Consider the following 23807-nt stretch of genomic DNA (forward strand, 5'->3'; position numbering starts at 1 on the left):
TATTGAAGTAGTTTATTTATTAGGATAGAATTGATATTTTGAACTCTTTTTCGTTTGGGGTTATTACAAACCTATACAAAGGTAGGTCATTTTTTCGGAAACCCCAATTTTTACGCCGCAAAATCAAAGCCGTTTTTGTCTGAAATGGCTTTTTCTTATTTCTTTTTTTATACAAAGTCCCTATTTGGGTCTATATAAGTTATTTTTTTTGTGCGATTTTCAAATCTTATTTGAAACGGCTTAATGGAGTACGGATAAAGAACAAGCGCGGCACCTCGCCTACTAATTGCGTCGTGCCAATAATGAGCAAATCTTCACCCTCAATCCTAAAATTAGACAAAGAATAAGGATAATTTTCACCAAAATACAGCGAGCTAAAGGCATTACTAACGCTCTTTTTGGGGTCGTAAAGCAAGACTACTACCTGCCCTGCTTTTGTAGTTGCGCCTATCAAAATTTGGTTGTTCCAAAGGCGCATCACCAAAGGGCGCGTCGTGTCTATGTCTGGAAGAATGATGCCACGCAGGTCGGCATCAGCAGCATTAAAATAATTATATAATAAATTTTCATTTCTGCCCGTATAGCTTTGACAATCATCAAATAGTGTAATTTGAACACTATCCTGCAAACGCTGACGCAGGTTGAGGCGTGTAAAGAGATGCAACAAATTTTCCTCTGGGTCGAAGCCTGCCACAATGTAGTCATTTTCGTAGAAAATAGCCGCATTGACCACAGAAAAATTCAACTCTCCTTTTAAAAAAGGTTTTGCTTGCTCACCATTTAGGTCGGCTTGGGCAGTAGAAAACGCCAAACAGTGGGGAATTTGGAAATAAATACCCTGCTGATTGGGCAAACTTTTGGCAAAAAAAGGTGCGTTTCGAGTAGAAAAAAAACGGTTGTTAAACACATTTTTATCGGCTTGAAATTCCCTCTGCCAAACCACATCACCTGTGCTGCTTACCTTTATCAGGCGCGAAGTTTGTTCATCTATAATTCTAAAATTTGAAGTTAATATCAAATAACTATCGTCGTATTCTGATTTTTCAGCCCAAAGCATCAAGCGTTCTGGCACATCTAAGGGTTTGTTTTCGATAAGATTTCCCTCTGCATCAAATTTTAGAAAAAAGGGAATATCCTCTTTGTAGTCGGAAGCAAAAATGGCAAAACCGCCCTCGACGGGGTGAATACTGCGAGCTAAATAATAAGCGGGATAGGTTTTTTCCCATACAAATTTGCCTTCTCTATCAACTTTTAGGATATAAAGTAAAGCAAATTCTTCTACGGCTACATCTTTATAGCGTCCGATAAGGATATAACCATCTTGGGTTGCCATCAGGTCTGTGCCTGTAAAATAGCGCGTTTGATTGACAGAGTCGTAAATTTTTACCAGAGAACGTTCTAAAAGCTCGTCTTCGCTTTCCTGCAAGCAGGCTGTCAATCCAAAAATAGTTCCTATTAGCACAAAAATTGTAAAATAACGAAAGCGATATTTTTTAGAAAAAAAAGGTGCAATAAACATACGCAAAATAGGCATAAGGATAGACATACTGGGGAACGACGCTTTTAGGTGGGGGTGAAAAGGCAAACCTTCAAAGGTTAGACTTTGAAGGTTTCTATAAAATAAAAAGACGATTTTGTTTCTAAAAGACTACATAGGCGGCGGCGGAGGTGGAGGTGGTGCCATAGAAGCAAAAAGCGGCTGTAAATCAGGCACTTGTGCGGCTGCTAACCAGCCTGCCATGCCTGCTTTCCATACCATTGTTTGCCCATTGAGCTGCCCACTTTGCACCATTTGGCGCAAGATGTTCATGTCGTAAGGACCCATCTGCTGCCCATTGAGATAGACATGAAAGGCTGCCACAGGCGGCGGCGGTGCGTGATGTCCGCCCTGTTGCCCTTGTTGGAAGTTGCCTCCCATGTTTTGGTTCATTTGCTGCTGTTGCTGCACAAATTGGTTTGCCATAGCAAAACCCATGCTCATATTCATGGCATCGCTTGCCAATCCGCCTCCTGCGCCGCCCCCTGCACCTGTATTTTTCATGGCTTCGCTCATGGCGTTGGTCATCTGGAATTGGTTGTAATTATTGAAGTTGCCTTCCATACCACGCCCCATGATTTCCATTTCGTTGCGCTTATCCAAAATCTTCTGTACATGGTCGGGCAGCGAAATATTTTCTACTACAAAATCCGTAATTTCTACGCCATATTTATCGAAATCGAGCAAAAGACGCTTCTTGACCATATCCGAAAGGTCGGCGTAGTTTGCCGCCAAGTCTAAAAATGGAATCTTGCTCTCACCCAAAGCGTCCGTAAATTGCTTGATAACCAGACGGCGCAATTTGCCGTTGATTTCTTCGGTAGTAAAATGCCCTTCCGTACCCACTACATCAAAGAGAAAGCGCGGCGCATCTACAATTTTATAGGAATAACTACCGAAGGCACGAATTTCTACGCCCATCGAACCCAATTCGGGGTCGCGCACGCGAATCGGATTAGGCGTACCCCACTTGTTTTCATAAAAAACGCGCGTATTGATAAAATAGACCTCCGCTTTAAAGGGGCTATTAAAACCATGTTTCCAACTTTTGAGCGTCGTTAGAATGGGCATATTATTCGTAACCAATTCATAACGTCCGGGCTGAAAAACGTCTGCCAACTGCCCTTCATTGACAAATACCGCCACCTGACTTTCGCGGACGGTGAGCTGTGCGCCGTACTTAATTTCGTTGTCGCCACGTTGGAAGCGATAGACGATAGTGTCTTTGCTTCCATCTAACCACTCGATGACATCGACGAGTTGGTTTCGAACTTTATCCCAAAATGACATGAGCTATATGGATTTGAGGTAAAAAAATAAATTTTAGATTCAAGGACAAGATAGGCTTTTTTGAGATAAAAGCCAAATTTTTAGCAACTTTTTTTGTCAGATACGGCATTTTTTTGAAAAAATAACCGCTTAGAGCTGACAGCAAGCGCGTACTTTTGCATAGAAATCCTCTAAGGCAAGCAAGGCAGCCTCGAAAGTAGCCTCTTCTACACTCAAAACAAAGCGACAATGAAGCGGGATTCCTGTCCATTGGGCGTTATTGAGCAGCAATCCTGTGCTATAAAAAATAGCTTCTGAAATATTATGGCTATCTAAAATGTAAAACTTTTCAATCTTTTTAGGATTTTTATCGCCTTTTTCTTCCTTTTGAGCTATTTTTTGAAGCCAAGTCAGGCTCAATTTTTTGCCTAAATAAAAACTCGGCTTTGCCACCATAAAAAGCCCTCCCATTGGTTTGACTACCTCCCAACCTGTTTCTTCCAAGACCTCACCCAGCCTTTTGGCACGCACTTGCAAGGTATCTTGTTGTGTTTTTAGTTCCTTAAATAAATAAGAATCTTTGTCAATAAGGGCTTGATAAATTTGTTTGCAGGCAAAACGAATGGTGTAATGTGGCTGATTTAAAACTTGTTTGTCAATTTTTTCTAATAAAGTAGGATTTCTAAAATACACAAAGCCAAAACGCAAACCGCCCGCCGCCATTTCTTTTGAAAGTCCGCCAATCAGGAGCAATTCCAAAGGTTTGGCAAAATATTTTTCTAATTGATAAGTAGTATAAACGTTATTATGCTCCAAACCAGAAAAAACAGTGTCTAAGACCACCTTACAAGCGTACCTTTCGCAGGCAGCCAAAATTTCGTTAATTTCCTGTGGCGAATAAATCGCACCCGTAGGATTGACGATAGGCGCATTAAGAAATAGACAAGATTTTTTACCTTCTTTGTGGTTTTTTTCTAAAACTTCTGCCAAATCATAAGCATTAATTTTAAACTGATTTGTAGCAGAAGTAGGAAGTTCTTGAATTTTTGCCTGATAAAATTGCGCCGTTGCATAAAAATAGCCATACGCGCCCTGTGGAAAAATAAGCGTTTCGCCCGCCCAAGCTGCCTTCTGTGCTATTTCAGAAAAGATAGGCGCGACCCCACCTGCATAATAAAGTGTGGCATTTTTTTCTGCCAAAACACCAAATCTTTTTTCTAAAAATAGTTTAATATCTTTTTCTAAGTCGGATTCTGCCTCTGTAATATTTTGGCGTACAAAAGACTCGAAAAGTGCTGCTTTTAGGGCTTTTGGCGAAGGCAATTCATTTTCACCATAATCCAAACGAATACTTTGCGCTTCAAGTGGCAAAGTTAGGGCTTCTAAGCAGGGGTGCTGAAAAGCCTCCAAAACCTCTACTTTGGGCATTACAAATCGCTGATGAAAGTCCTCATTTTCAAGAACTAAACTCCTTTCTTTTCCCCAATCGCTGCGTACCTTCAACATCTGAAAACGAAGCAAATCATAAAGCAAAGTCGTGTAATATTCCTGCGTCAGAATGGGCGTGCGGCTATAAGTAAATTCGGCAGCCTTTGCCAAAAGGTCATGTAAGGTTTCGTTCTCGGAAAGCAAAATCCCTAATTGCAAATCTTCATATACTAAATTGTTTTCAAAACCACAAAGAATCCCTACATGGGCAGGCAGTTTTTCCTGCACCAGATACTGAAAGATGCCGTTGGTTTTGGGCGTGCTACTTAGTTCAAAGATGTGCGAAATATCGATAAAAAGGCGCGTTCCTACTTTTTCGCAAATTTCTACCAACCTAACAAAAGCATCAGGGGTATTGTACTGAAAATCAGACAGTTGTAGAAATGCCATCTGCGGCGCAAGCCTTGAAATGAGTTCATGCGCCAGATGCGCTTGTGAAGGTGATTCTAAGTAAGTATAAAAATCGTTTTTTTCTTTTTGGCTATAATTTTTAAATATTTTTGAAAAATTGCGTGTCGCCACTACCGTTTTAGGCTGATACACCTGCATGAGATTGCGCAAAAGAGCCGCCGCTTCGGGTGCGATTAGGATATTTTTTTTAGAAAAAGGTACATAAAAATAACTTTTCAAATAGTCTGCAAAATAGTTGCGTAAATTATCTGTACCTTCTGTTTTTTCATAAGGGAAAAAACTATTTTTTTGTAAAGTTTCCGAAAGAGTCGCTAAAAAATTGATTTTTTCGTCTGCTACTTCCTCGCGCTCGAAGTGCAAATCTAAGGCAGACTTTGCCTGCTGATAGGCATCTTCTTTTAAAAGTTGAAAGATTTTATGAATCTTATAGGGTTCGCGCAAACGGTTTTCATACACCGTCAGCGAATGGGCTATCTCGCCCCCCTGCGCTAAATAGGCTTGTGCGGTAGTGGCAGAAATGGCTTCGGTACTATTTTTTCCTATAAAAAACTCAAAACGGTGCGGCGAATATTTTTCTATTTCAACCAAAGGCTGAATATCTGTATCGGCGGCTTGTATAATTTTGCGTTGCCATACTTTTTTGATTCTAAAACCGCGCCTTTGAAAGAGCCTATCTAAGACGGTTTCGCTGGGTCGTCCGCCCATGTTGAGGATAATTTTTCCGTTGGGTTTGAGCAAATCGAGTGCCTGTTCTAAGGTGCGTGCAATAAGTCCTAAGCCAAATTGGTCTTCTACATAGCCTTGTTTTCCACAATAGTTACTTAGTGAATATAAATAATCATCAGTAGCATTTTCGGGAATGATATTGCTAATTACCTCTTGGTCGGGATTTAAAACCTGCGGAATACAACCCAAGATAACGTCGAGTTTCTCTGTTTTCGGATTTTGGGCTTGTGTTTCTAAAAGGTGCGAAAGAAGGTCGGAAGTTTCAAATTGTACGCGGTCTAAAAGCGATTTTCCGTCGGCTTCTACGATTAAATTTCCTTGCCCGTCGAGGGCTTGTAGGTAGAGATTGAGGGTAGCACATACTTTTGCTCTTGGATTTATATCTAAACCAAATATTTGAGCAGGTTGATACTCTTTTGCTAAGGCAATAGAAATCCAGCCGTTTCCACTACCCAACTCGGTAATTTTTTTGTCCTTAAAATCGGGCAGTGCGTAGCGCGAAAGTCCTTCATAGAAAGTAAAAGACCAATCTTCGGGCGCGAAAATGCTCGGAAATTGTAGTAAAATAAGCGTATCTTTTAATACTTGAATTTCTACAAAAGAAAAATGATAATGTGCTAACTGCCTTTCAGAAGCAAGACCGCCTTCTTCTTTTTTGAGATATTGATACAAATCTTGTAAAAAAATGCGTGCTTGCTTTTGGGTAGTGGGCGCGATAAGGGCTTCTAAGATTTGCTTAAAATTTTGATAGGATTTTTGGCTCTCTTGGGCGCAATCTTGTAAAAATTCGGGAATTGTTTGGCTTTGGAAGGGAAATTTTTGCATAGAATATAAAAATAGGGTAAGATTTTAAACTAAGCCAAACCCCTCCCTTAGAAGGGTAGCGGTGTTAAGTTCTAAAAATCAGAGTCAAATGTAGGGACAAGGCATTGACTTGTCCTATGCCCCAAACCCTAAGGGTCTTGAAGACCCTTAGGGTTTAAGTTCAAATTTCATTTCGTTTCTAATTTGAAGAAACAAGAATTTTCACAGAACTTAACATTACTGTTTAGAAGGGGAGGGGTCTGAACTTAATCGTATCAATTTTTTACTTATCTAAAAAGAAGTGGAACGTATCACCGCGCAATCCCAGCCGAATGGTTTCGAGGGGAATGACCTCATTGGGAGGAATGTTGCCCAAATTGACATTTGCCCCTACTAATTTGATGAAAAATACCTGCTGCGATTTTTGGGGAGCTTCCCAAATAATTTTTTCAGCGGGGATTTTGGTGAGAATTTCCTGCACCAAACCTGAACGCACCTCCCCTGTGGAGCGAAAAAGACCCACATTTCCGCCTTCTCTTGCTTCGCCGATAACTTTCCACGCGCCTGCCTCTAATTCGGCTTGCATGAGCTGAATCCATTGATAGGGGGGAATGATTTTTTCGGCATCTTTCGAGCCTACTTCGGAAAGTACCGTAACTTGTTGGGCTAAAAGTGAAATATATTTGCACTTTTCGTCGTGAGGCAATTCGATAGAGCCATCGGAAACTTCGGCAAATTCCATTTGGTACTTATCCAAAACCCTACGGTAGTCCTCGATTTGGTCGCGCACCAAAAAGGCTTCGAAAAGCGTTCCGCCGAAATAAGTAGGGATTCCTGCCGCTTTATAGACGGCTAATTTTTCTTTGAGATTTTTGGTAACATAAGAAGTAGCCCAGCCGAGTTTGACGATGTCGATATGGTCGCCTGCTACACTTATCATATCCTCGACTTCACGGATACTCAAACCCTTATCCATGACCATTGTATAGCCCTGACTGCGGGGCTTTACCGTTCTTTCGGGGACTTGCTTCAAGAAGTAGTTTTGTTCTTGCATTTATTAGTGAGAATAAGTTGGAATAGATGGGCAAGCCATAGGCAGCAAAGGCTTCGCCTATGGCGTTGATTTTAGTCTTCGTCCTCCCAAATTTCGGGTGAAAGCGAAAAGATGTAAAAAATTTCGTCCTTTTTAGAGCGCAGGTCTTTGATTTGCACCTGCTCGAAGACGGGTTTTTCTACCTCGTGCGCAAAGGCTTCTACGCCTTCTTCACACATCAATTGAAAAAGCGTTTCAAAAAGAACTTTTTTGTCTTTTGTCTGCTCCAAGACCAAATCCACCGCCTTTTGGTACAAGCCTTCGGGCGAACTTTCATAGATATCGAACCATACATACCCCTGCGGCGGCTCTGCATTTTCTTTGGCTTCTTTGAGAAGGGCAGGGATTCGCTTTTGCACCTCTTGTAAGATTTTCTTTTCCTCGCCGCTTACCTTTTTGAGTAGGGCATTTTGAAAGGCAGGCTGCTCGATGGCTACACTTTCGCAAGCCAAAATCCAATAATAGGGGTCGAGAATCCAAGCGTCAGACTGCAAAATTTCTACGACTTCGCTATATAAGTCGAGGGTGTGCGAAATCTGATAGTAATGGTCTTGGTATCTGACCATAAAGCTGCTGTCCTCGAAAAGTTCGGCAATTTCGAAGTCGTTTTTGTTGCATTTGGCATAAAGGGCAAAGGCTTGTTCATACCAACTTTGGTCGTAAAGGCGTTTGTAATTAGTCATGAGAAGGTTTTAAGATTTGTTTTTCGAGGAGATATTCGGCAATCTGGACGGCATTGGTAGCCGCGCCCTTGCGTAGGTTGTCTGCCACAATCCAAAGGTTGAGGGTATGCGGCTGACTTTCGTCGCGTCGGATTCTGCCCACAAAGACCTCATCTTTTTGGTGGGAAAGCAAAGGCATGGGATAGAGGTTGTTTTTGACATCATCTTGCACCACTACGCCTTTTGCATTTTCTAAAATCTGGCGCACCGCTTGAAGGTCAAAATCGCGCTCAAATTCTACATTGACGGCTTCGGAATGTCCGCCCATGACGGGGATACGCACCGTAGTAGCGGTAACGCCGAGCGTGTAGTCGTTGAGGATTTTTTTGGTTTCATTGACCATCTTCATCTCCTCTTTGGTGTAGCCGTTGTCTAAAAAGACATCAATATGCGGCAACACATTTAGGTCAATCGGGTGCGGATAGACGCGCTTCACGTCATTTTCGCCTTTGCGCTCTGCCATAAGCTGCTCTACTGCCTCTTTTCCTGTGCCTGTAACGGATTGGTAAGTAGAAACGACGATACGTTTTATCTTGAAAGCGTCGTGCAAAGGTTTGAGTGCCACTACCATCTGGATTGTCGAGCAGTTGGGATTGGCAATGATTTTATCCGCTGCCGTTAGGACATCGCCATTCACTTCGGGAACGACTAATTTGTGTGCCTGATGCATGCGCCAAGCCGACGAATTATCGATAACCGTAGTACCGACGGCGGCAAATTGGGGCGCGTATTCCAAAGAAACACTGCCACCTGCCGAAAAAAGTGCCACATCGGGGGCAAGCGCAATCGCTTCTTGTAGGCTTCTGATAGGATAAGATTTGCCTTTAAAAGACACCATCTTTCCGATAGAACGCGCGGAGGCAACGGGAATAAGGTCGGAAAGGGGGAAATTGCGCTCGGCAAGGACAGCCAACATTTCTTGTCCTACCAAACCTGTAGCACCAACGATAGCAACTTTCATGAAAGCATTTGCGATTTGAGGTGAAGAAAGGGAAGGAAGCAAGCCGCTCATTATCGAGCGGCACTGCTTCTCTTATTTGGGTGCGAAAGTACCTATTTCTTCTCAAAAAACAAAAAATCGCCTTGCACCGCTACCAAAAGACGAAGGGTTTTGAAGCCCCTTCACATTTCAAGAGAGGATAGAGCGCAGTAATGTTAAGTTTTGTAAAAAGCCTTGTTTTTTCAAATTTGATACGAAATAAAATTTGGACTTAAACCCTAAGGGTCTTGAAGACCCTTAGGGTTTGGGGCATAGGACAAGGCGATGACTTGTCCCTACATTTGCATCTAATTTTTAGAATTTAACATCACTGGGGTAGAGCGGTCTAAACGCAAAACCCCTCCTTTTTAAGGGGAGGGGTCAGGCTAATACAGAAAATCTTTATGATTTTTGTATTTTTTGGCGTTGTTACAACGGTCAGAAGGTCAAAAAACGGAGTTTTGTGCTTGGTGCAAACCTGCTGAACCCCCACCCTGCCCTCCCCCCATAGGGGAGGGTTCGAAAACCAAATCATTTTTTTTGCATTTATGCAAAAAAAATGATTCCGAATCAAAGCCCCGCCCTATGGGGGCGGGGTTTGGGGTGGGGTGCATTTAAGGCTTTTATCGTTGTAACAACGCCTATTTTTTGCGACTTTTTGCGATTTTTTACAATTTTTTTAAGAAAGCTCTACGGGTTGCGCCTGCGGCTTTGTGGCTTGTTGGGCGGCTTCTAAGGCTTCTTTTCCAAATTTTTTCAGGCAGCGATAATGCGATTTTAAAGCACCCACAAAGGTTTTGTTTTCAATGTAAGGCACGCCAAACTCTTTTGCGGTAGCTTCTACAATTTTGGAAATTTCCTTGTAATGCACATGGCAGATGTGCGGGAAAAGGTGGTGTTCAATCTGAAAATTCAAGCCTCCACAAAGGTAATTGGCAATCGCACTTTCACGTGCAAAATTAGCCGTCGTGTGCATCTGGTGAATCGCCCAATTTTCTTCGATGTTGCCTTCCTGATTGGGAGAGGGAAAGTCTGTGCCTTCTACTACGTGCGCTAATTGAAAGACCAAGCCCAAGACCAAGCCTTCGGTGAGGTGCATCATCAAAAATCCGAGCAAAAACTGCGGCACTGTAATATCCAAAAATATCAGCGGCAGGGCAATGAACATAATGTAGTAAAGAAATTTGAAGAAAAATAGGTTGAAATACGCCCAACCGCTTTCCTTTCTATTTTCTACCTGTCCTATTTTTTCTTTAAAAAATTTGATATAATCTTTTCTAAGCACCCAAGAGAGCGAAGCCAAGCCATAAAGCGGAAAAGCATAAAGGTGCTGATAGCGCATAATGCCTTTGAGTTTTTCGGCTTCGGACATGCGCAAAAGACCCGGTGCTACATCTATATCTTCGTCGTGTCCTGCGATATTGGTGTAGGTATGATGGGCGGCATTGTGGCTCACGCGCCAAACATCTACATTTGCACCCAAAAGGCTAAAAGAGTGTCCCATGATTTTATTGAGGAGCGTATTATTTGAATACGAGCCATGAATGGCATCATGGCTTACATTGAAGCCCACAAAGGCAGCAAACGCGCCCAAACAAATTGCCCAAAGGAGCATCATGGGGGGCGAAAATTGTCCCGACATAATGAGGGCATAAAAGAGAATCACGCCTCCACAAAAGATAAAACTTTTGAGGAACATCGCAAAATTGCCTTTTTTAGAGAGGTTGTTGTCTTGAAAATAAGCATCTACGCGCTTGCGTAGGGTGCTATAAAACTGCGCCTTTTTGGGGTCGGCATCGACAAAGCGCAACATTTTGGCGGTGGTGGTTTTGGTTTCTTGCATGTAGGTTTGATGAATCAAGAGATAAAAGACGGTATTATTAGGTGAATGAATAAAAGTAAGGCGTGTTGTTTTGGTTTGAAAGCGTTTTATTTACAAATCGCTTGTTTTATGAAAATGTTTGGGAAAGACGATTTCATGATTTGATACAGCGGTTGAATCGTGATTTGGAGCAGCCCTGTGGTTATATTTTTTGCAGTTTTATATTTTTTGATGCCTCAGATTTGGTGCTTGTGTTCGCTTCGTCTTTTTTGGGGTAGTCTCAATTGGGGGCTTATCTACGGAATGGGTAGGGTAAGAATGGGTAAAGATAACGAAAAATGACATCAAAAAAACCCTCTGTAAGAAATTGTCTGAAAATGACGAAAAAAAAGTGCTTTGGCAGGCTCAAAATTTTCTTTTGCACGCTTCGCTTGCCAAAGCATTGCGCAAAAATAAAGCCGTTGAGGTTTTGATACCGAATAATCATTGGCGTTTTTTTAGAAAGAAGTAGGTTTATTTTGATTATACCACAAGCCGCCTTTTTTATTTTTATCAAACCCAAAAACTCCTTAATATTGCGTTAGAAACGAAAAAGAAACAAAAAGGCGGCAAGTTTGAAAGAAACCTTAAAAAAGGGAAAAAACATTCTTTTCAGATGCAGGGTTAAGAAGAAGCAAATTAGGAAAGTTTTGTTTTCTTTCAGAAATTGCACTTTTTAGGAAAAAGGCTTCCAAAAACCTCACAACTTGTCAGGCAATAAAAAAAGTTAGCAACTTGGGCTAAAATCAACCCCATTAAAAAATCCCTTCCTTTTCATATCCATCATTACTCAATAAAATCCTTGTTCTCACATGCAACATTTCATACCCAAACACAAAGAGTGGTATAAATGGCTCATTTTAAGCCACTTGCTACTCTGTTGGGGCTTTTTCCAAAATAGCCTCTCGGCACAACAAAATGGCGCAATTCGCTGTGCCACTATGCAAGTAGATAGCACCCTGCGTGCCAATCAGCCCGATATGGGCAGCCTGCAAGATTTTGAAAACAACTTGCAACAAGCAATTCAAGACAAACTGCAGTTTATGCAGACGGCGCATGTTGTAGATGGCGTTTATACCATTCCAATAGTGGTGCATGTCATTCACGACGGCGAAGCCATTGGCACAGGAGATAATATTTCTACTGAGCGCATTTTAGACCAAATACAAGTCTTGAACGACGACTTTCGCCGTGCTGCTGGTACAAACGGTTTCAATACGCACCCCGACGGCGCAGACACCAAAATAGAATTTTGCTTGGCACGCCGCCGCCCCGACGGAACGGCTTTCCCCGCAGGGCAGGAAGGCATCAATCGCATCGATAGAAATACACAGGGTTGGAATCCTTTTCCCTATAGTGCAGCCTACATAAATGCTAATGTAAAGCCTTTCACCACCACCACACAAGGTTACGACGGCACTGTTTATATGAACTTTTGGGTAGTGCCAATTTCTGGCGGCATCTTGGGTTATGCGCAGTTTCCTGCTGCCTCTTTGGGCGGTAGCTCCTGTAATCCTACCAATATGGTTACAGACGGTGTTGTAATGACGACAAGCTCGGTAGGAGGACCTACTTTTACCGCAGGACCACCGCCCTATAACATTGGGCGCACCGCTACACACGAAATTGGGCATTGGTTAGGATTGTATCACATCTGGGGTGATGGCAACTGTGGCGTAGATGACTTTTGCGCCGACACACCTAATTCTGATGCGCCCAATTACAACTGCCCCACAGGTCATGTGTCTTGTGGTAGTGTGGATATGATTGAAAACTACATGGACTATACCAACGACGCTTGTATGAATATCTTTACACGCGACCAAGCCATGCGCATGCGTACTGTCTTGGAAACCTACCGTTGGTCATTGGTCAATTCCACAGCCTGCTTCCCACCAAACCCCAATGATGCAGGGGTAGCGCAGGTGATTGCCCCCATAGGCGACATTTGTAGCAATACCTTCACGCCCATTGTGCGCATCAAAAACTACGGCGCAAATATTTTGAATACGGTTACGGTACAATCGCGCTTAGATGGCGGAGCTTGGGTGAGCCAAAATTTTAACACGCTCAACTTGGCAGCAGGCGCGGAAACGAATCTGACCCTAAACCCCGTTTTGGGAGTAGCCTTAGGGGTACATACCTTTGAAGCGCGTACTATCCTACCCAATGGCGCGGCAGACCCCTACACGCCTTTTGATGCTTCTTTGAATAGTTTTACCTACACAGGCGGTGCTTTGCCTATTACAGAAAATTTTGAGGGTGCGATATTTCCCGCCAATTCCTGGATACGCCAAAATCCGAACAACGACTGTGTTCTTTGGGTAGAAGATAGCCCCGTTTCCCTACGCGGTTCTGACGGCAACCCCACCAGCGCGATTGTACTAAGACATAATGATTATACGGGCAACGGGCAAGAAGACATCTTAGTAACTCCAGCTATCAATTTGGCTACCATTTTAGGAATCCCGATTTTAGAATTTGATGTAGCGCACCGTCAGCGCAACGCTACTTCTGCCGACGGCTTGCGCATAGAAGTTTCTACCAACTGTGGCGCAACTTGGGCAGCCCTGCCTGCACCTAACGCCTACAACAAAACTGGCGCAGCCTTAGCGACCCTCACCCCTGCCTCTACTGCCGCTTTCATACCCACACAAGCAAGCCATTGGCGCAAAGAAACCATCAATCTTTCGGCTTTTGTAGGGCAGACGATTAAACTCCGCTTTGTAGCTACCAATAACAACGGCAACAACACTTGGATTGACAACATCAACATCAGAGATGGAAACATTGAAGTTGCTTTTGCTGCTGCTAATAGTACGCATACGGAAAACACAACGGCTACCATTGATTGTCGCGGTTATCAAGATATTAGCATACCCGTTAGTGTCAATTTAGCACCAATTAGCACCGCCGTAACAGTCGGCGTTACGATAGGGGCAGGAACGGCAACCAACAACATAGACTACCAACTTCTTACGCCTACTCTTACCTTTCCAATAGGTTCGCTTGCGAGTCAGAATGTAGTAGTGCGCGTTTTTGATGATGCTGCACAAGAGTTGTCGGAAACGTTAATCCTTAACTTGAACGTTACGGCAGGGGGCGCAGTAGCGGTAGCACCTACCTCGCATACGCTTACAATAGTAGATAACAACCCACTGATTCTTACCCAAATACTCTTTTCAGAAGACTTCGAAACCGCACCTTTGGGGCAGGTTACGACAACGGGTACAAGTTGGCAACAAATCAATATCAATGGCGGCGGCAATAATAATTGGGTCTTTGGTGAGAATGCAGCCATGACGGGCAACCGTGCGGCTTATATTTCAAATAATTCCACCACACGCCCACTTACCTATTCCAACACAAGCACCTCACGCCGTAGGCTCGTATCGCCTGCTATCAATACGGTAGGCTACACCAATTTAGAGCTTAGTTTTGATTTCAAAGCCAATGGCGAACTTGCAGGTGGTACTTTGTATGATTATGGAAGTTTGATGTTTGCCACCAATCCTGCGGGACCTTACACCGTTTTGGCAGGCAATAATGCAGCGACTTCTACAGGCACAACGCCTTTTTTTGGCGTAAGCACTAATACGACCTATACCGTTACGCTACCTGCTGCTGCCCAAAATCAGACCACACTTTATTTGGTTTGGCGTTGGAACAATGACAACAGTGCTGGCGGCAATCCGCCTTTTGCAATAGACAACGTAGTCTTGACTGGACAGCAAACGCGCCAAGTAGAAACGGTACTTTCTTCTAAACAAGTTTATTTAGGCGCAAATAGCACCGTTACTTACATCAGTCCGAATGGAAAGGTAATGGCAAGGATTGAAAACAATACGGCACACGACTATGGCTGCACAACGGTAGAAATAGACCGCGCAGGCACAGGCGCAGCCGAGTATGAAGCGGCAGGTACGCCCAATCATCTAACCCAAAAATCTTTCCGCATCACGCCGACAAACCCTTCTACAAACAGTTTGCAAGTAACGCTTTATTATACCAACGCCGAAAAAACAGGTTGGGAAGCTGCCACAAGCAAATCTTGGACAATAGACGCACAAATAGCACGTACAGGCGGCGCAATTTCAAACATCACCGCTGCTACCCCTACTGCCAATGGCGCAACCAATTCGCTACACGCTATCAATAGCGTTGCGTACAACACAACCGACCACGCCGTTAGCGCAACCATCACCAACGGATTTGGCAATGGCAACAATGTAGGCGGCTTTGCCATCGGCGACCCTGAACTTTGCAACATTACCGCCATTAGTGCGGGAACACAAACTGCCTGCGCACTTGCTACGAATACTTATACCCAACAAGTTACGGTTACGTATCAGAATCCTGTGGGCGACCTTGTCGTAAATGGGCAGACCTTTGCTACCACAACAAGCCCACAAACGGTTACGCTTACAAACCTACCTGCCAACGGTGCAGCGGTCAATGTTACGGCTTCTTTTGCAGGCAACCCTGCTTGTAACTTTACGGTCAATAACCTCTTTACTGCTCCTGCGTCCTGCTCGGTTACGACAGGAATTACTTTGGGTACAATCACCCCAATGGCATACTGTCAAGGCGGAAGCATTAGCGTACCCTTCACAACCGTAGGCACATTTAACGCAGGCAATACCTTTACGGCACAACTATCCGACGAAAATGGAAACTTTGCTGCACCTGCTGCTACCCAAACGGGAACTTCGCCTATTACCCTCAATATTCCTTTGGGTGCGATTGCTTCAAATAATTACAGCGTACGTGTTATCTCTTCCGACCCTGCTGAAATTAGCAATCAGACCACTATCTCCATCAATGCACTACCGACGGTTACGCTTGGCGCATTTGCCAATGTATGCGCTAACACGCCTGCTTTTGCGCTAACAGGTGGCGCACCTGCTGGCGGCACTTATAGCGGTACAGGCGTTACGGCAGGCAATTTCAACCCTGCAACGGCTGGGGCGGGTTCGCATACCATTACCTACTCCTTTACAGATGCAAACGGTTGTACTAATACTGCTACCCAAAATATTACTGTAAATCCGTTACCAACAGTTACTTTGGGTGCATTTGCTAATGTGTGCATCAGTGCGCCTGCTTTTGCCCTAACAGGTGGCGCACCTGCTGGCGGTACTTATAGCGGTACAGGCGTTACGGCAGGCAATTTCAACCCTGCAACGGCTGGGGCGGGTTCGCATACCATTACCTACTCCTTTACAGATGCAAACGGTTGTACTAATACTGCTACCCAAAATATTACTGTAAATCCGTTACCAACAGTTACTTTGGGTGCATTTGCTAATGTGTGCATCAGTGCGCCTGCTTTTGCCCTAACAGGCGGCGCACCTGCTGGAGGTACTTATAGCGGTACAGGAGTTACGGCAGGCAATTTCAACCCTGCGACGGCTGGAATCGGTATCCATACCATTACTTATTCCTTTACAGACGCAAACGGTTGTACCAATACTGCTACCCAAAATATCGAAGTAACCAATAACATTGTGGTTTCCTATACCGAACCCAATAACAATGTTTGTCTGAACGCGACTGCTTTCGCGCTTAGTGGAGGCTCTCCTGCTGGCGGCACTTATAGCGGTACAGGCGTTACGGCAGGTAATTTCAACCCTGCAACGGCTGGCGTAGGTTCGCATACCATTACCTATACTTTCACAAGCGGCACTTGTACTAACTCGGCTACACAAACCATTACCGTAAATCCATTACCTACGGTTACTTTGGGCGCATTTGCCAATGTATGTATCAGTGCGCCTGCTTTTGCACTAACAGGTGGCGCACCTGCTGGCGGCACTTATAGCGGTACAGGGGTTGCGGCAGGCGTATTTGACCCTTCTATTGGAGCAGGCACTTATACGATTACCTATACCTTCACCAATGCGGCAGGCTGTACGAATACGGCTACGGGAACTATTACGGTGGGTGCAGCTCCCTGTGTTACGAACACAGGCGGCGGCGGTGCGCCTATTACTTGTCGCGTACCAGATACCTTTACGGCTACGCCTATCAGCGCAAGCAGCATCGAGCTAACTTGGAGCGGTACAAGCAACGCTGTTTCGTATGAAATTTATCGCAATGGCGAACTCATCACAACAGTAGCAGCAACCGAAAATAGCTATCTCGACACAGGTTTAGAGCCAAGTTCGCGATATAGGTATCTTTTGCGTGCGCTTTGCAACACCGCTGGCACAAACGAAACCATTGCAGCCTTAGCACAAACGCTTCCTACTTCTGTTACACTTGAAAATGTACGCGAAGTTTGCGGCAGCGGACGTGTAACTCTCTTTGTATCAGGCAAATCGCATTGGCAGGGCGTATATCGTTGGTATGAAAATGAAACCGACACAACGCCAATTTTTGAAAGTGTAAATGGCACTTTCGAAACGCCTATCCTAAGTGAAAGCAAGACCTATTTTGTGAGCATTTTCGAATTAGGACAAGAAGGCGCACGCGTGCCTGTGGTTGCTATCGTAAATGAAGACTATGAGGCTATCCTTTTAAACCCTCGAAATGCACAAAACGAAATTGTTTCGTGTGAAAATGAAGTGCTGCTCGAAGGGCAGACATACGCAGGCGCACGTTATGCTTGGCGACTCAATGGCTACCTCTTTGGAGGTGCAGAAGCCGCTACTTTTGTAGCCAAAACCAGCGGCTGGTATGAGTTTTTGGTCATTCGTGGCAACTGTGTAGTCGCTTCTACCCCTGTAAAAGTCAGCTTGCGTTATGCGCCTTTGGCTGCTATTCAGACAGAAAACGACGCACGTATCTTCTGCAATCCGACGCTGCTTTCTGCCGCTCCCCAAACAGACTCTACCCTTTCTGTTCGTTATGAATGGTATCTGGAAGGTACGCTTTTGGGAACAGAGGGCAGTTTGGAAGTAAATACTTCGGGCGTTTATGTGTTGAAGGTAATAGATACCAATTTAGGTTGTGTTGCTACTACCGAAAGACAAATTACGATTGCAAATTTGCCTATCAATCCAACCCTGACCGCCTCGACCTTAGAGTTCTGTGAAGACGAAACCGCAGTAATTGGCGTAACTGCTATTGCAGGGGCGCGTTATGTTTGGTTTTTGAATAATGAGCGCATCAGTGCCAATTCTGCCCAAATAGAAGTGAGCGAAGGTGGTATCTACCGCGTAGTGATTTCTTTGCCCAATACGCCTTGTACGGCAAGCTCGCAAGAAATTACACTGACACGTTTTGAAGCCCCTCAAATTCGTATCGTACAAGAAGGCAATGAGTTAGTGGCGCAAATAAACCCTGCTTCTACTAATTTTGTGTGGCAGGTTTTAGATAGAAATGCCGCAGAAGGTGGAGCTTTTGTAGAGGTAGCAGGTTCGCAAAATCAGGTGCGTTTTACGCCTGCCCAAAATGGAAGCTACCGTCTTGTCGTAACTTACGGAAATGGCTGCCAAGCCCATTCGCGCAGCAAAAACTTCTCTGCCCTAACCACAGGAACAGAGGAAGAGCCGATTGTAGAAGAAGGCTTTGCTATTTTCCCAAATCCTACCAAAGGCAACCTGCTGATTCGCTTCGAAAGCAGCCAAAAAGAGTTGCAAGTTCGCCTCTACGACGCTTTGGGAAGGGAGTTGGAACGCCTAACGCTTCAAAATGCAAGCGAGGCACAGCTCAACCTATCTGCCTACGCCAATGCAGTCTATACAGTAGAAATTCGCACTGAAACTATCCAAAAAGTAGTGAAGGTTGTGAAAGAGTAAGCGCAAAAAGCCTTTCTTAATCCATAAAAAAAGCCACTTGAAAGAGTGGCTTTTTTCTTGACTTTGACACTTTGTCGGGTTAAGCATTTGATTATCAAGTAGTTGCTTTTTTTAGTGGCACTACATTTTAGGCTAAGTATTTGGTTATCAAGTTCTTAGTGGTCATATCGAGCAATCTTTTGATTTGTAAATATTTAAGGATTTGTTCCGTGTGATTATTAAACACGGAACGGATATAAAAATCTTCTTTATTTTGTCGTATCTAAAAGCGTTGTTCTTACTGTTTGGGGCAGATTTTTCAATCGTCCGCCCAGCAAAAAATCGTAACCTGCTCCCTTGACTGCCCGACAATTAGCAGCATTTAGCCTGCCACTATCGGCTACTAAAGTTATTTTATTAAGATTATATAATTGATTTAATTTGTCTATTTCTTTGACCAAAGTATGTCCTTCATACTGATTCCCTGCATACAAGCCGTAGCCAAGCGGTAATGCGTTTTTGTCTAATAATAATCTTAAAACAACTTGTGTTTTACCAATTTTACCATCTTTACTAAAACCTTTCTGACGCAAGGCTTCTTCTACTACTACTTCTGAATCGAAATAGAAGGTCGTAACATCATAAAAAACTAAGTCTAACTCATAAAATTGTAATTGCTTATTTTTTTGAAATACTAATTTTTGTAGTTCTGTACTATAAAGATTGAATTTATCTAAACTATAATAAAAATGTTGAAGTGAAACTGACTGCATACCTAAAAAATTATTTTGTGTTTGATAAGTTACAGATACGAAGATAATACTCGCCCCCTTTTTTGTCTTTGCGTAGAAATGCCATCAACTCTTAAAATAAGTCTGTTTTGGTGCAAAATTAGTAAAAAACAATTTTTTTGTTTTTTTTTGCACTACATTTTTTTGACAAAAAGTGTCTATACTCGCTCCTTTAGGCGTTTTGCCCCTTACAAGTGTCAAACTCAAGATAAGGCTTCTAAGCCCATAAAAGTTGAACAAACAAAAAAAGCCCGCCTAAGCGAGCTTTTTTTGTTTAAGGCTGTGTAAAATTACTGTGCTTTTTTGGTAGCGCAGCAGCCTGTCTTGCCTTCGGTTTTGGCTGTGCCACAAGACTTTGTTTCTGCATTTTCGGTAGTGGCAGTGGCAGTGGCTTTTGCTTCGGTGGTGCAGCAGCCATCTTTTTTCTTCTTCTTCTTTTTCTTTTTCTTCGTATCGTCGTTCATTTCAGTCTGAACGTCCGAATTACTTACTAAGGCGTAAGAAGCAGGAAGAGTGGCAGCAGTAGCTACTAAAAAGGCAAAAGTGATTGCTATTTTTTTCATGATTTCTACTTTTTTAAAAGATGAAAAGACTTTTTGTCATATCTAAAAGCGGCAATGCCGTTCTTTCTGACAAGATACAACTTTTTTATTACTTTGGCAAAATCTATGCCCTACTTTTAAAAAAGGGCTTTCAAAACCTCACCCAATAAAATGTTCGCCAGTGGTCTGTTTCTTTTCTATTCAAAAAAGCAGAGCGCGGCAGAATTTCTATGCAAGGCTAAAATGTTGAGCTTTTTTCGATAAGTTTTAAACAAAAATACAAAGGCAGGGTTTTACTCTATGAATCACAACCCTGACGGTTAGACAAACCCACAGAGGTATCGTTTTTGTTTGAAATTTTCGGGCTTACCTTCGCCAAAAGTTCCACAAAATCGTATCGGAAAGAAGAGAGCTGTGCCTTGTTGTTCTACTTGCTCGCCGCTCGCTTATCTTATCTTTAATCCATCTTAAAATGAAAGTTGCCGTCTATCGCAAAGAACACTTCAACGCTGCCCACCGATTGCATAATCCCGAATGGACAGCGGAAAAAAACCAAGAAGTATTTGGAAAGTGCAATAATGTATATTATCACGGACATAATTACAACCTTATCGTCAAGGTAGTAGGCGAAATAGACCCCCATACAGGGTACGTGATAGATATAAAAGTGTTAAGTGATTTAATCAAATCGCAGGTAACAGATGTCTTCGACCATAAAAACCTAAATTTAGACGTTGAAGATTTCAAAAATTTGAATCCCACAGCCGAAAACATTGCGGTTGTTATCTATAATCGTTTGCGCCCTTTTATCGATGCAAACAAAGACCTCAAAATCAAACTATATGAAACTGAACGAAACTTTGTTGAATACCCTGCCTAACGGCAACGGGAATCACAATCACGACAAACAAACTCCCATCGACATCGATACGCTCGGCGACTTGCATATTGGCACTTCCCTCGAAACACCCATGCACGCCAAAGCCTTCGAGCTTTCAGACGAGGAAAAAATAGCCAAAATTGAAGCCCATTTTCGCGAAATTATGCACACCTTAGGCTTAGACCTCACCGACGATAGCCTAAGCGGAACGCCTCATAGGGTCGCTAAAATGTATGTCAAGGAAATTTTTCAGGGTTTAAATCCTAAAAACAAACCCGATGTAAAACTTTTTGAAAATAAATATGCCTATGAGCGCATGTTGGTAGAAAAAGACATTACTTTTTTCTCTAATTGTGAGCATCATTTTGTACCCATTTATGGCAAGGTACATGTCGCTTATATTCCTAACGGAAAAGTGGTGGGGCTTTCCAAAATCAACCGTTTGGTGGATTATTATGCACGCCGTCCGCAGGTGCAGGAGCGTCTGACCAATCAAATTGCACAGGAGTTGCGACAAAGTTTAGAAACCGAAGACGTGGCAGTGATTGTAGATGCCTACCACATGTGCGTTTCCTCGCGTGGCGTTCAAGATGTCAATAGCAGCACCGTTACGGCGGCTTATTTTGGCAAATTCAAAGAAGAAAGCCTTAGAAGCGAGTTTTTGAAGTATATCGAACTTAGCAAATAAGTTCTGATTATCAACCTGTTGAGGCGTTCAACGCCTATCAGGTTCGACGGTTGTATGGGTTTTGTGTTGCCCTACATTGAGCATGACAGCTTAAAAAACGCCATTCCTTTGGAGTGGCGTTTTTTTTATTAGGTCGTTTTTTAGGAAATTTGTTTTAAAATCATAAAAAAAGAAAAACAAATAATCATCATAAGAGAGGAAATCATATTGAGCCGCATCGTATTTTTAAAGTTTGCTGCCTTTGGCGTTTGCAAAACCTGCCACGCCCAATAACTGAAAAAAAACAAAACAGGACTTAAAAACAAAATAAAATAGGTAAAAATTTGTAAGTTTTCTACCATCAAAAAGAAATAAACCGTAGCCAAACTAAAACCAAGCCCTGTAAATAAAAAAGTCCCCTTGATGCCCAAAAGCAGACTTAGAGTGCGGTCGCCCCGACTTCGGTCTTCTTGATGCTGATAAATTTGTGTCATCGGATAAGCCGCCCCAATAAGCAGGCTGGTAAAGAGAGCAGGCTGCCAAAAAGTAGGAAAAAACACGTCTTGATACAAACTTTGATAAAATAAAATATCAAAATCTTGTGAAAATAAGGGAATCCTAAAGCCTATCCATACGATAAAATAGGTGAAAAATCCTTGAAAAAAACTAACAATAAGCCAACTGATAATAGGATATTTTTTAAGACGGATAGTCTTGTGGCTATATGCCTTAGATGCCAAGCCGTAGAGAAAGAGGCTTAACATAAAAACTATGTCAAAGGCTATCCAACCAAGCAGTAAAGCAATTACATCAAATAGCAGCGAAACAAAGTAGAGTTCTTTACTAACTTGTAGCGGCTTTTCCACTCCCCCGATACTGCCTTCGTCTTTATCGAAATAGCTATTATAGCCATTGCTGGCAGGATAGAGAAAAAGGTGTAAAATAATCCATATTAAAATGTATTTTTCTATACTAAAATATGAACTCTGCCAAGCTGCAAAGGAAAAGACAGGCATCAAAAAGATAGAAAAAGGGATACGCAGGTGCTGCCAAGTGGATTTTGAAAATATCATCGGGGATTGTTTTTAGTTTGTGAGTTTAATTGAAGGGTACGTTTTTAAAACTATTTTGTGCTTACTTTGTGTTTATTTTGGACTTGTTTTACGATTCTTTTTGTAATTTTTTTCGCGCTTGTTTGTTAGGATTTTTCTTTTTATCAGGCAGATTCCAACGGTAGCCAATAAAAATGCGCCACCTTTGCGGACTTTGTGTGATTAAAAACTCCTCTTTTGCCGAATTTAAAATAGGAAATGCGGATAAAAAATAACTGGTTTGGTAATTAAAACCGCCATAAAAAGTCTTGCTATTGTAGCCCAAAGCCCCTTTGAAATGCAGAGAAGGCATCAATTTGAGTCGCGCTCGCAGGTTTTGTTCTTCAAAGTCTAAATCGCGCCAACCCAGTCCCAGACCTAAGGCGGGCGCAAAGGTACAAAACCATTTTTGCCTTTTCACAAAGGTTTGCCCATAGCCTAATTGCCCTCCTACTTGATAAAATAAACTTTTTTCCCAATCTTTAATGACATTTTCAGTGTCATTATTTTTGGCGTGCATGCCGTAAAAATGCGCTCCAATCAAGACCGAACCTGCACTTCGCTTCTGCAAGGCGTTCTGCACAAAAGCCGATTGATAGGAAAATTTATGCGAAGCAAGTGCCTGATAGAGCGTTGCGCCAAAAGCCAACACGCGCATATTCGGATAAAGAGGATATTTTTCCGCGTTTTCCCACCAATTTGGTTCGTAATCTGTAATATTATGCTGATAAAAGCCCACATCACGCTGAAAAAAAACGTCCCCATTCAGACGGGGAGAAAAAAAGTTGGCTTGCAGGTCTAAAAAATTAGAAATGCCGCGCCTATCTTGGTCGTTATTTACAAAAGGCGTGCGAATAAGCAAATTGGTACTAAACTGTTTATAGCTCAAACCTATACCCATATTTAGATTACGATTTGAACGATAATCTAATACAAAAGGTTCTCTACCTTTCCATTTGGATAGATACAAGACATTTGCCTTTTGAGAAAAGACAAAACGAAAGGAAAACTGATTAATAAAATTTTGAATGTAAGTAGAATCTAAAAAGGTTTTGTTTTCACAATTTTCTGATTCTGGTGCCGCCCCTAAAACACTCGCATTTCCCAAAAAAAGCATTGTGAAAGCAAGCCAAAAGCCGTATCTTTGCCACATAGAAAGGAATAGGAAAAATTATCTGCCCCAAGCAACTGCTTTGCAGCCTTGTGGGGCTGCAAGATACGGCTT

15 protein-coding genes are annotated in these 23807 nt (G+C 42.8%); 4 read left to right on the forward strand and 11 right to left on the reverse strand.

The genetic code is table 11. The features are described from left to right. Nucleotides 1-226: 226 nt before the first annotated feature. The 7 genes from G500_RS0121040 to G500_RS0121080 all read right to left on the reverse strand — a co-directional run bounded on the left by G500_RS0121040 (nt 227) and on the right by G500_RS0121080 (nt 10872). Nucleotides 227-1546 (reverse strand): hypothetical protein, encoded by a 1320-nt coding sequence (locus G500_RS0121040; protein ID WP_027003970.1) that lies wholly within the window; start codon nt 1544-1546, stop codon nt 227-229. A 102-nt stretch (nt 1547-1648) separates the two neighbouring features. Then, nucleotides 1649-2827 (reverse strand): SPFH domain-containing protein, encoded by a 1179-nt coding sequence (locus G500_RS0121045; RefSeq protein WP_027003971.1) that lies wholly within the window; start codon nt 2825-2827, stop codon nt 1649-1651. A 129-nt stretch (nt 2828-2956) separates the two neighbouring features. Next, nucleotides 2957-6256, reverse strand: a complete 3300-nt coding sequence (locus G500_RS0121055; RefSeq protein ID WP_027003972.1) for an aminotransferase class I/II-fold pyridoxal phosphate-dependent enzyme — start codon at nt 6254-6256, stop codon at nt 2957-2959. Nucleotides 6257-6518: 262 nt separating this feature from the next. Beyond that, complete coding sequence (locus tag G500_RS0121060; RefSeq protein WP_027003973.1) at nt 6519-7289, reverse strand: phosphosulfolactate synthase; 771 nt, start codon at nt 7287-7289, stop codon at nt 6519-6521. Between the two features lie 71 nt (nt 7290-7360). After that, nucleotides 7361-8011, reverse strand: coding sequence for a hypothetical protein (locus G500_RS0121065; protein WP_027003974.1), 651 nt, complete (start codon nt 8009-8011; stop codon nt 7361-7363). Next, nucleotides 8004-9011 carry an aspartate-semialdehyde dehydrogenase gene (locus G500_RS0121070; protein WP_027003975.1) on the reverse strand — a complete coding sequence of 336 codons (1008 nt, stop codon included), beginning with the start codon at nt 9009-9011 and terminating at the stop codon, nt 8004-8006. The genes G500_RS0121065 and G500_RS0121070 overlap by 8 nt, the downstream gene beginning before the upstream one ends. 697 nt (nt 9012-9708) lie before the next feature. Next, nucleotides 9709-10872: a fatty acid desaturase family protein gene (locus tag G500_RS0121080; protein ID WP_051204006.1), complete on the reverse strand. Its 1164-nt coding sequence runs from the start codon at nt 10870-10872 to the stop codon at nt 9709-9711. Nucleotides 10873-11702: 830 nt separating this feature from the next. Here G500_RS0121080 and G500_RS24540 point away from each other — a divergent pair. Further along, nucleotides 11703-18632 (forward strand): T9SS-dependent choice-of-anchor J family protein, encoded by a 6930-nt coding sequence (locus G500_RS24540; RefSeq protein ID WP_035758377.1) that lies wholly within the window; start codon nt 11703-11705, stop codon nt 18630-18632. A 248-nt stretch (nt 18633-18880) separates the two neighbouring features. Here the strand turns inward: G500_RS24540 and G500_RS0121105 are convergent, their stop codons facing one another. After that, nucleotides 18881-19384, reverse strand: a complete 504-nt coding sequence (locus tag G500_RS0121105; protein WP_027003978.1) for an IS1634 family transposase — start codon at nt 19382-19384, stop codon at nt 18881-18883. Nucleotides 19385-19692: 308 nt separating this feature from the next. Next, nucleotides 19693-19965, reverse strand: a complete 273-nt coding sequence (locus G500_RS0121115; RefSeq protein WP_027003979.1) for a hypothetical protein — start codon at nt 19963-19965, stop codon at nt 19693-19695. Nucleotides 19966-19985: 20 nt separating this feature from the next. On the opposite strand from G500_RS0121115, the gene G500_RS26530 reads away from it, so the two are divergent. The 3 genes from G500_RS26530 to folE all read left to right on the forward strand — a co-directional run bounded on the left by G500_RS26530 (nt 19986) and on the right by folE (nt 21512). After that, nucleotides 19986-20114 carry a hypothetical protein gene (locus tag G500_RS26530; RefSeq protein ID WP_281169352.1) on the forward strand — a complete coding sequence of 43 codons (129 nt, stop codon included), beginning with the start codon at nt 19986-19988 and terminating at the stop codon, nt 20112-20114. 302 nt (nt 20115-20416) lie between these two features. After that, nucleotides 20417-20824, forward strand: coding sequence for a 6-pyruvoyl trahydropterin synthase family protein (locus G500_RS0121125; RefSeq protein ID WP_027003980.1), 408 nt, complete (start codon nt 20417-20419; stop codon nt 20822-20824). Next, nucleotides 20787-21512: a GTP cyclohydrolase I FolE gene (folE, locus tag G500_RS0121130; protein WP_027003981.1), complete on the forward strand. Its 726-nt coding sequence runs from the start codon at nt 20787-20789 to the stop codon at nt 21510-21512. Before G500_RS0121125 ends, folE begins: the two co-directional genes overlap by 38 nt. Before the next feature lie 140 nt (nt 21513-21652). On the opposite strand, the gene G500_RS0121135 is transcribed toward folE, so the two are convergent. Further along, nucleotides 21653-22564 carry a UbiA family prenyltransferase gene (locus G500_RS0121135; RefSeq protein WP_027003982.1) on the reverse strand — a complete coding sequence of 304 codons (912 nt, stop codon included), beginning with the start codon at nt 22562-22564 and terminating at the stop codon, nt 21653-21655. A gap of 88 nt (nt 22565-22652) precedes the next feature. Next, nucleotides 22653-23735, reverse strand: coding sequence for a DUF4421 family protein (locus G500_RS0121140; protein ID WP_086048001.1), 1083 nt, complete (start codon nt 23733-23735; stop codon nt 22653-22655). Between the last annotated feature and the right edge of the window lie 72 nt (nt 23736-23807).

Origin of the sequence: Hugenholtzia roseola DSM 9546, from assembly GCF_000422585.1 — a bacterium.
Classification (GTDB): domain Bacteria; phylum Bacteroidota; class Bacteroidia; order Cytophagales; family Bernardetiaceae; genus Hugenholtzia; species Hugenholtzia roseola.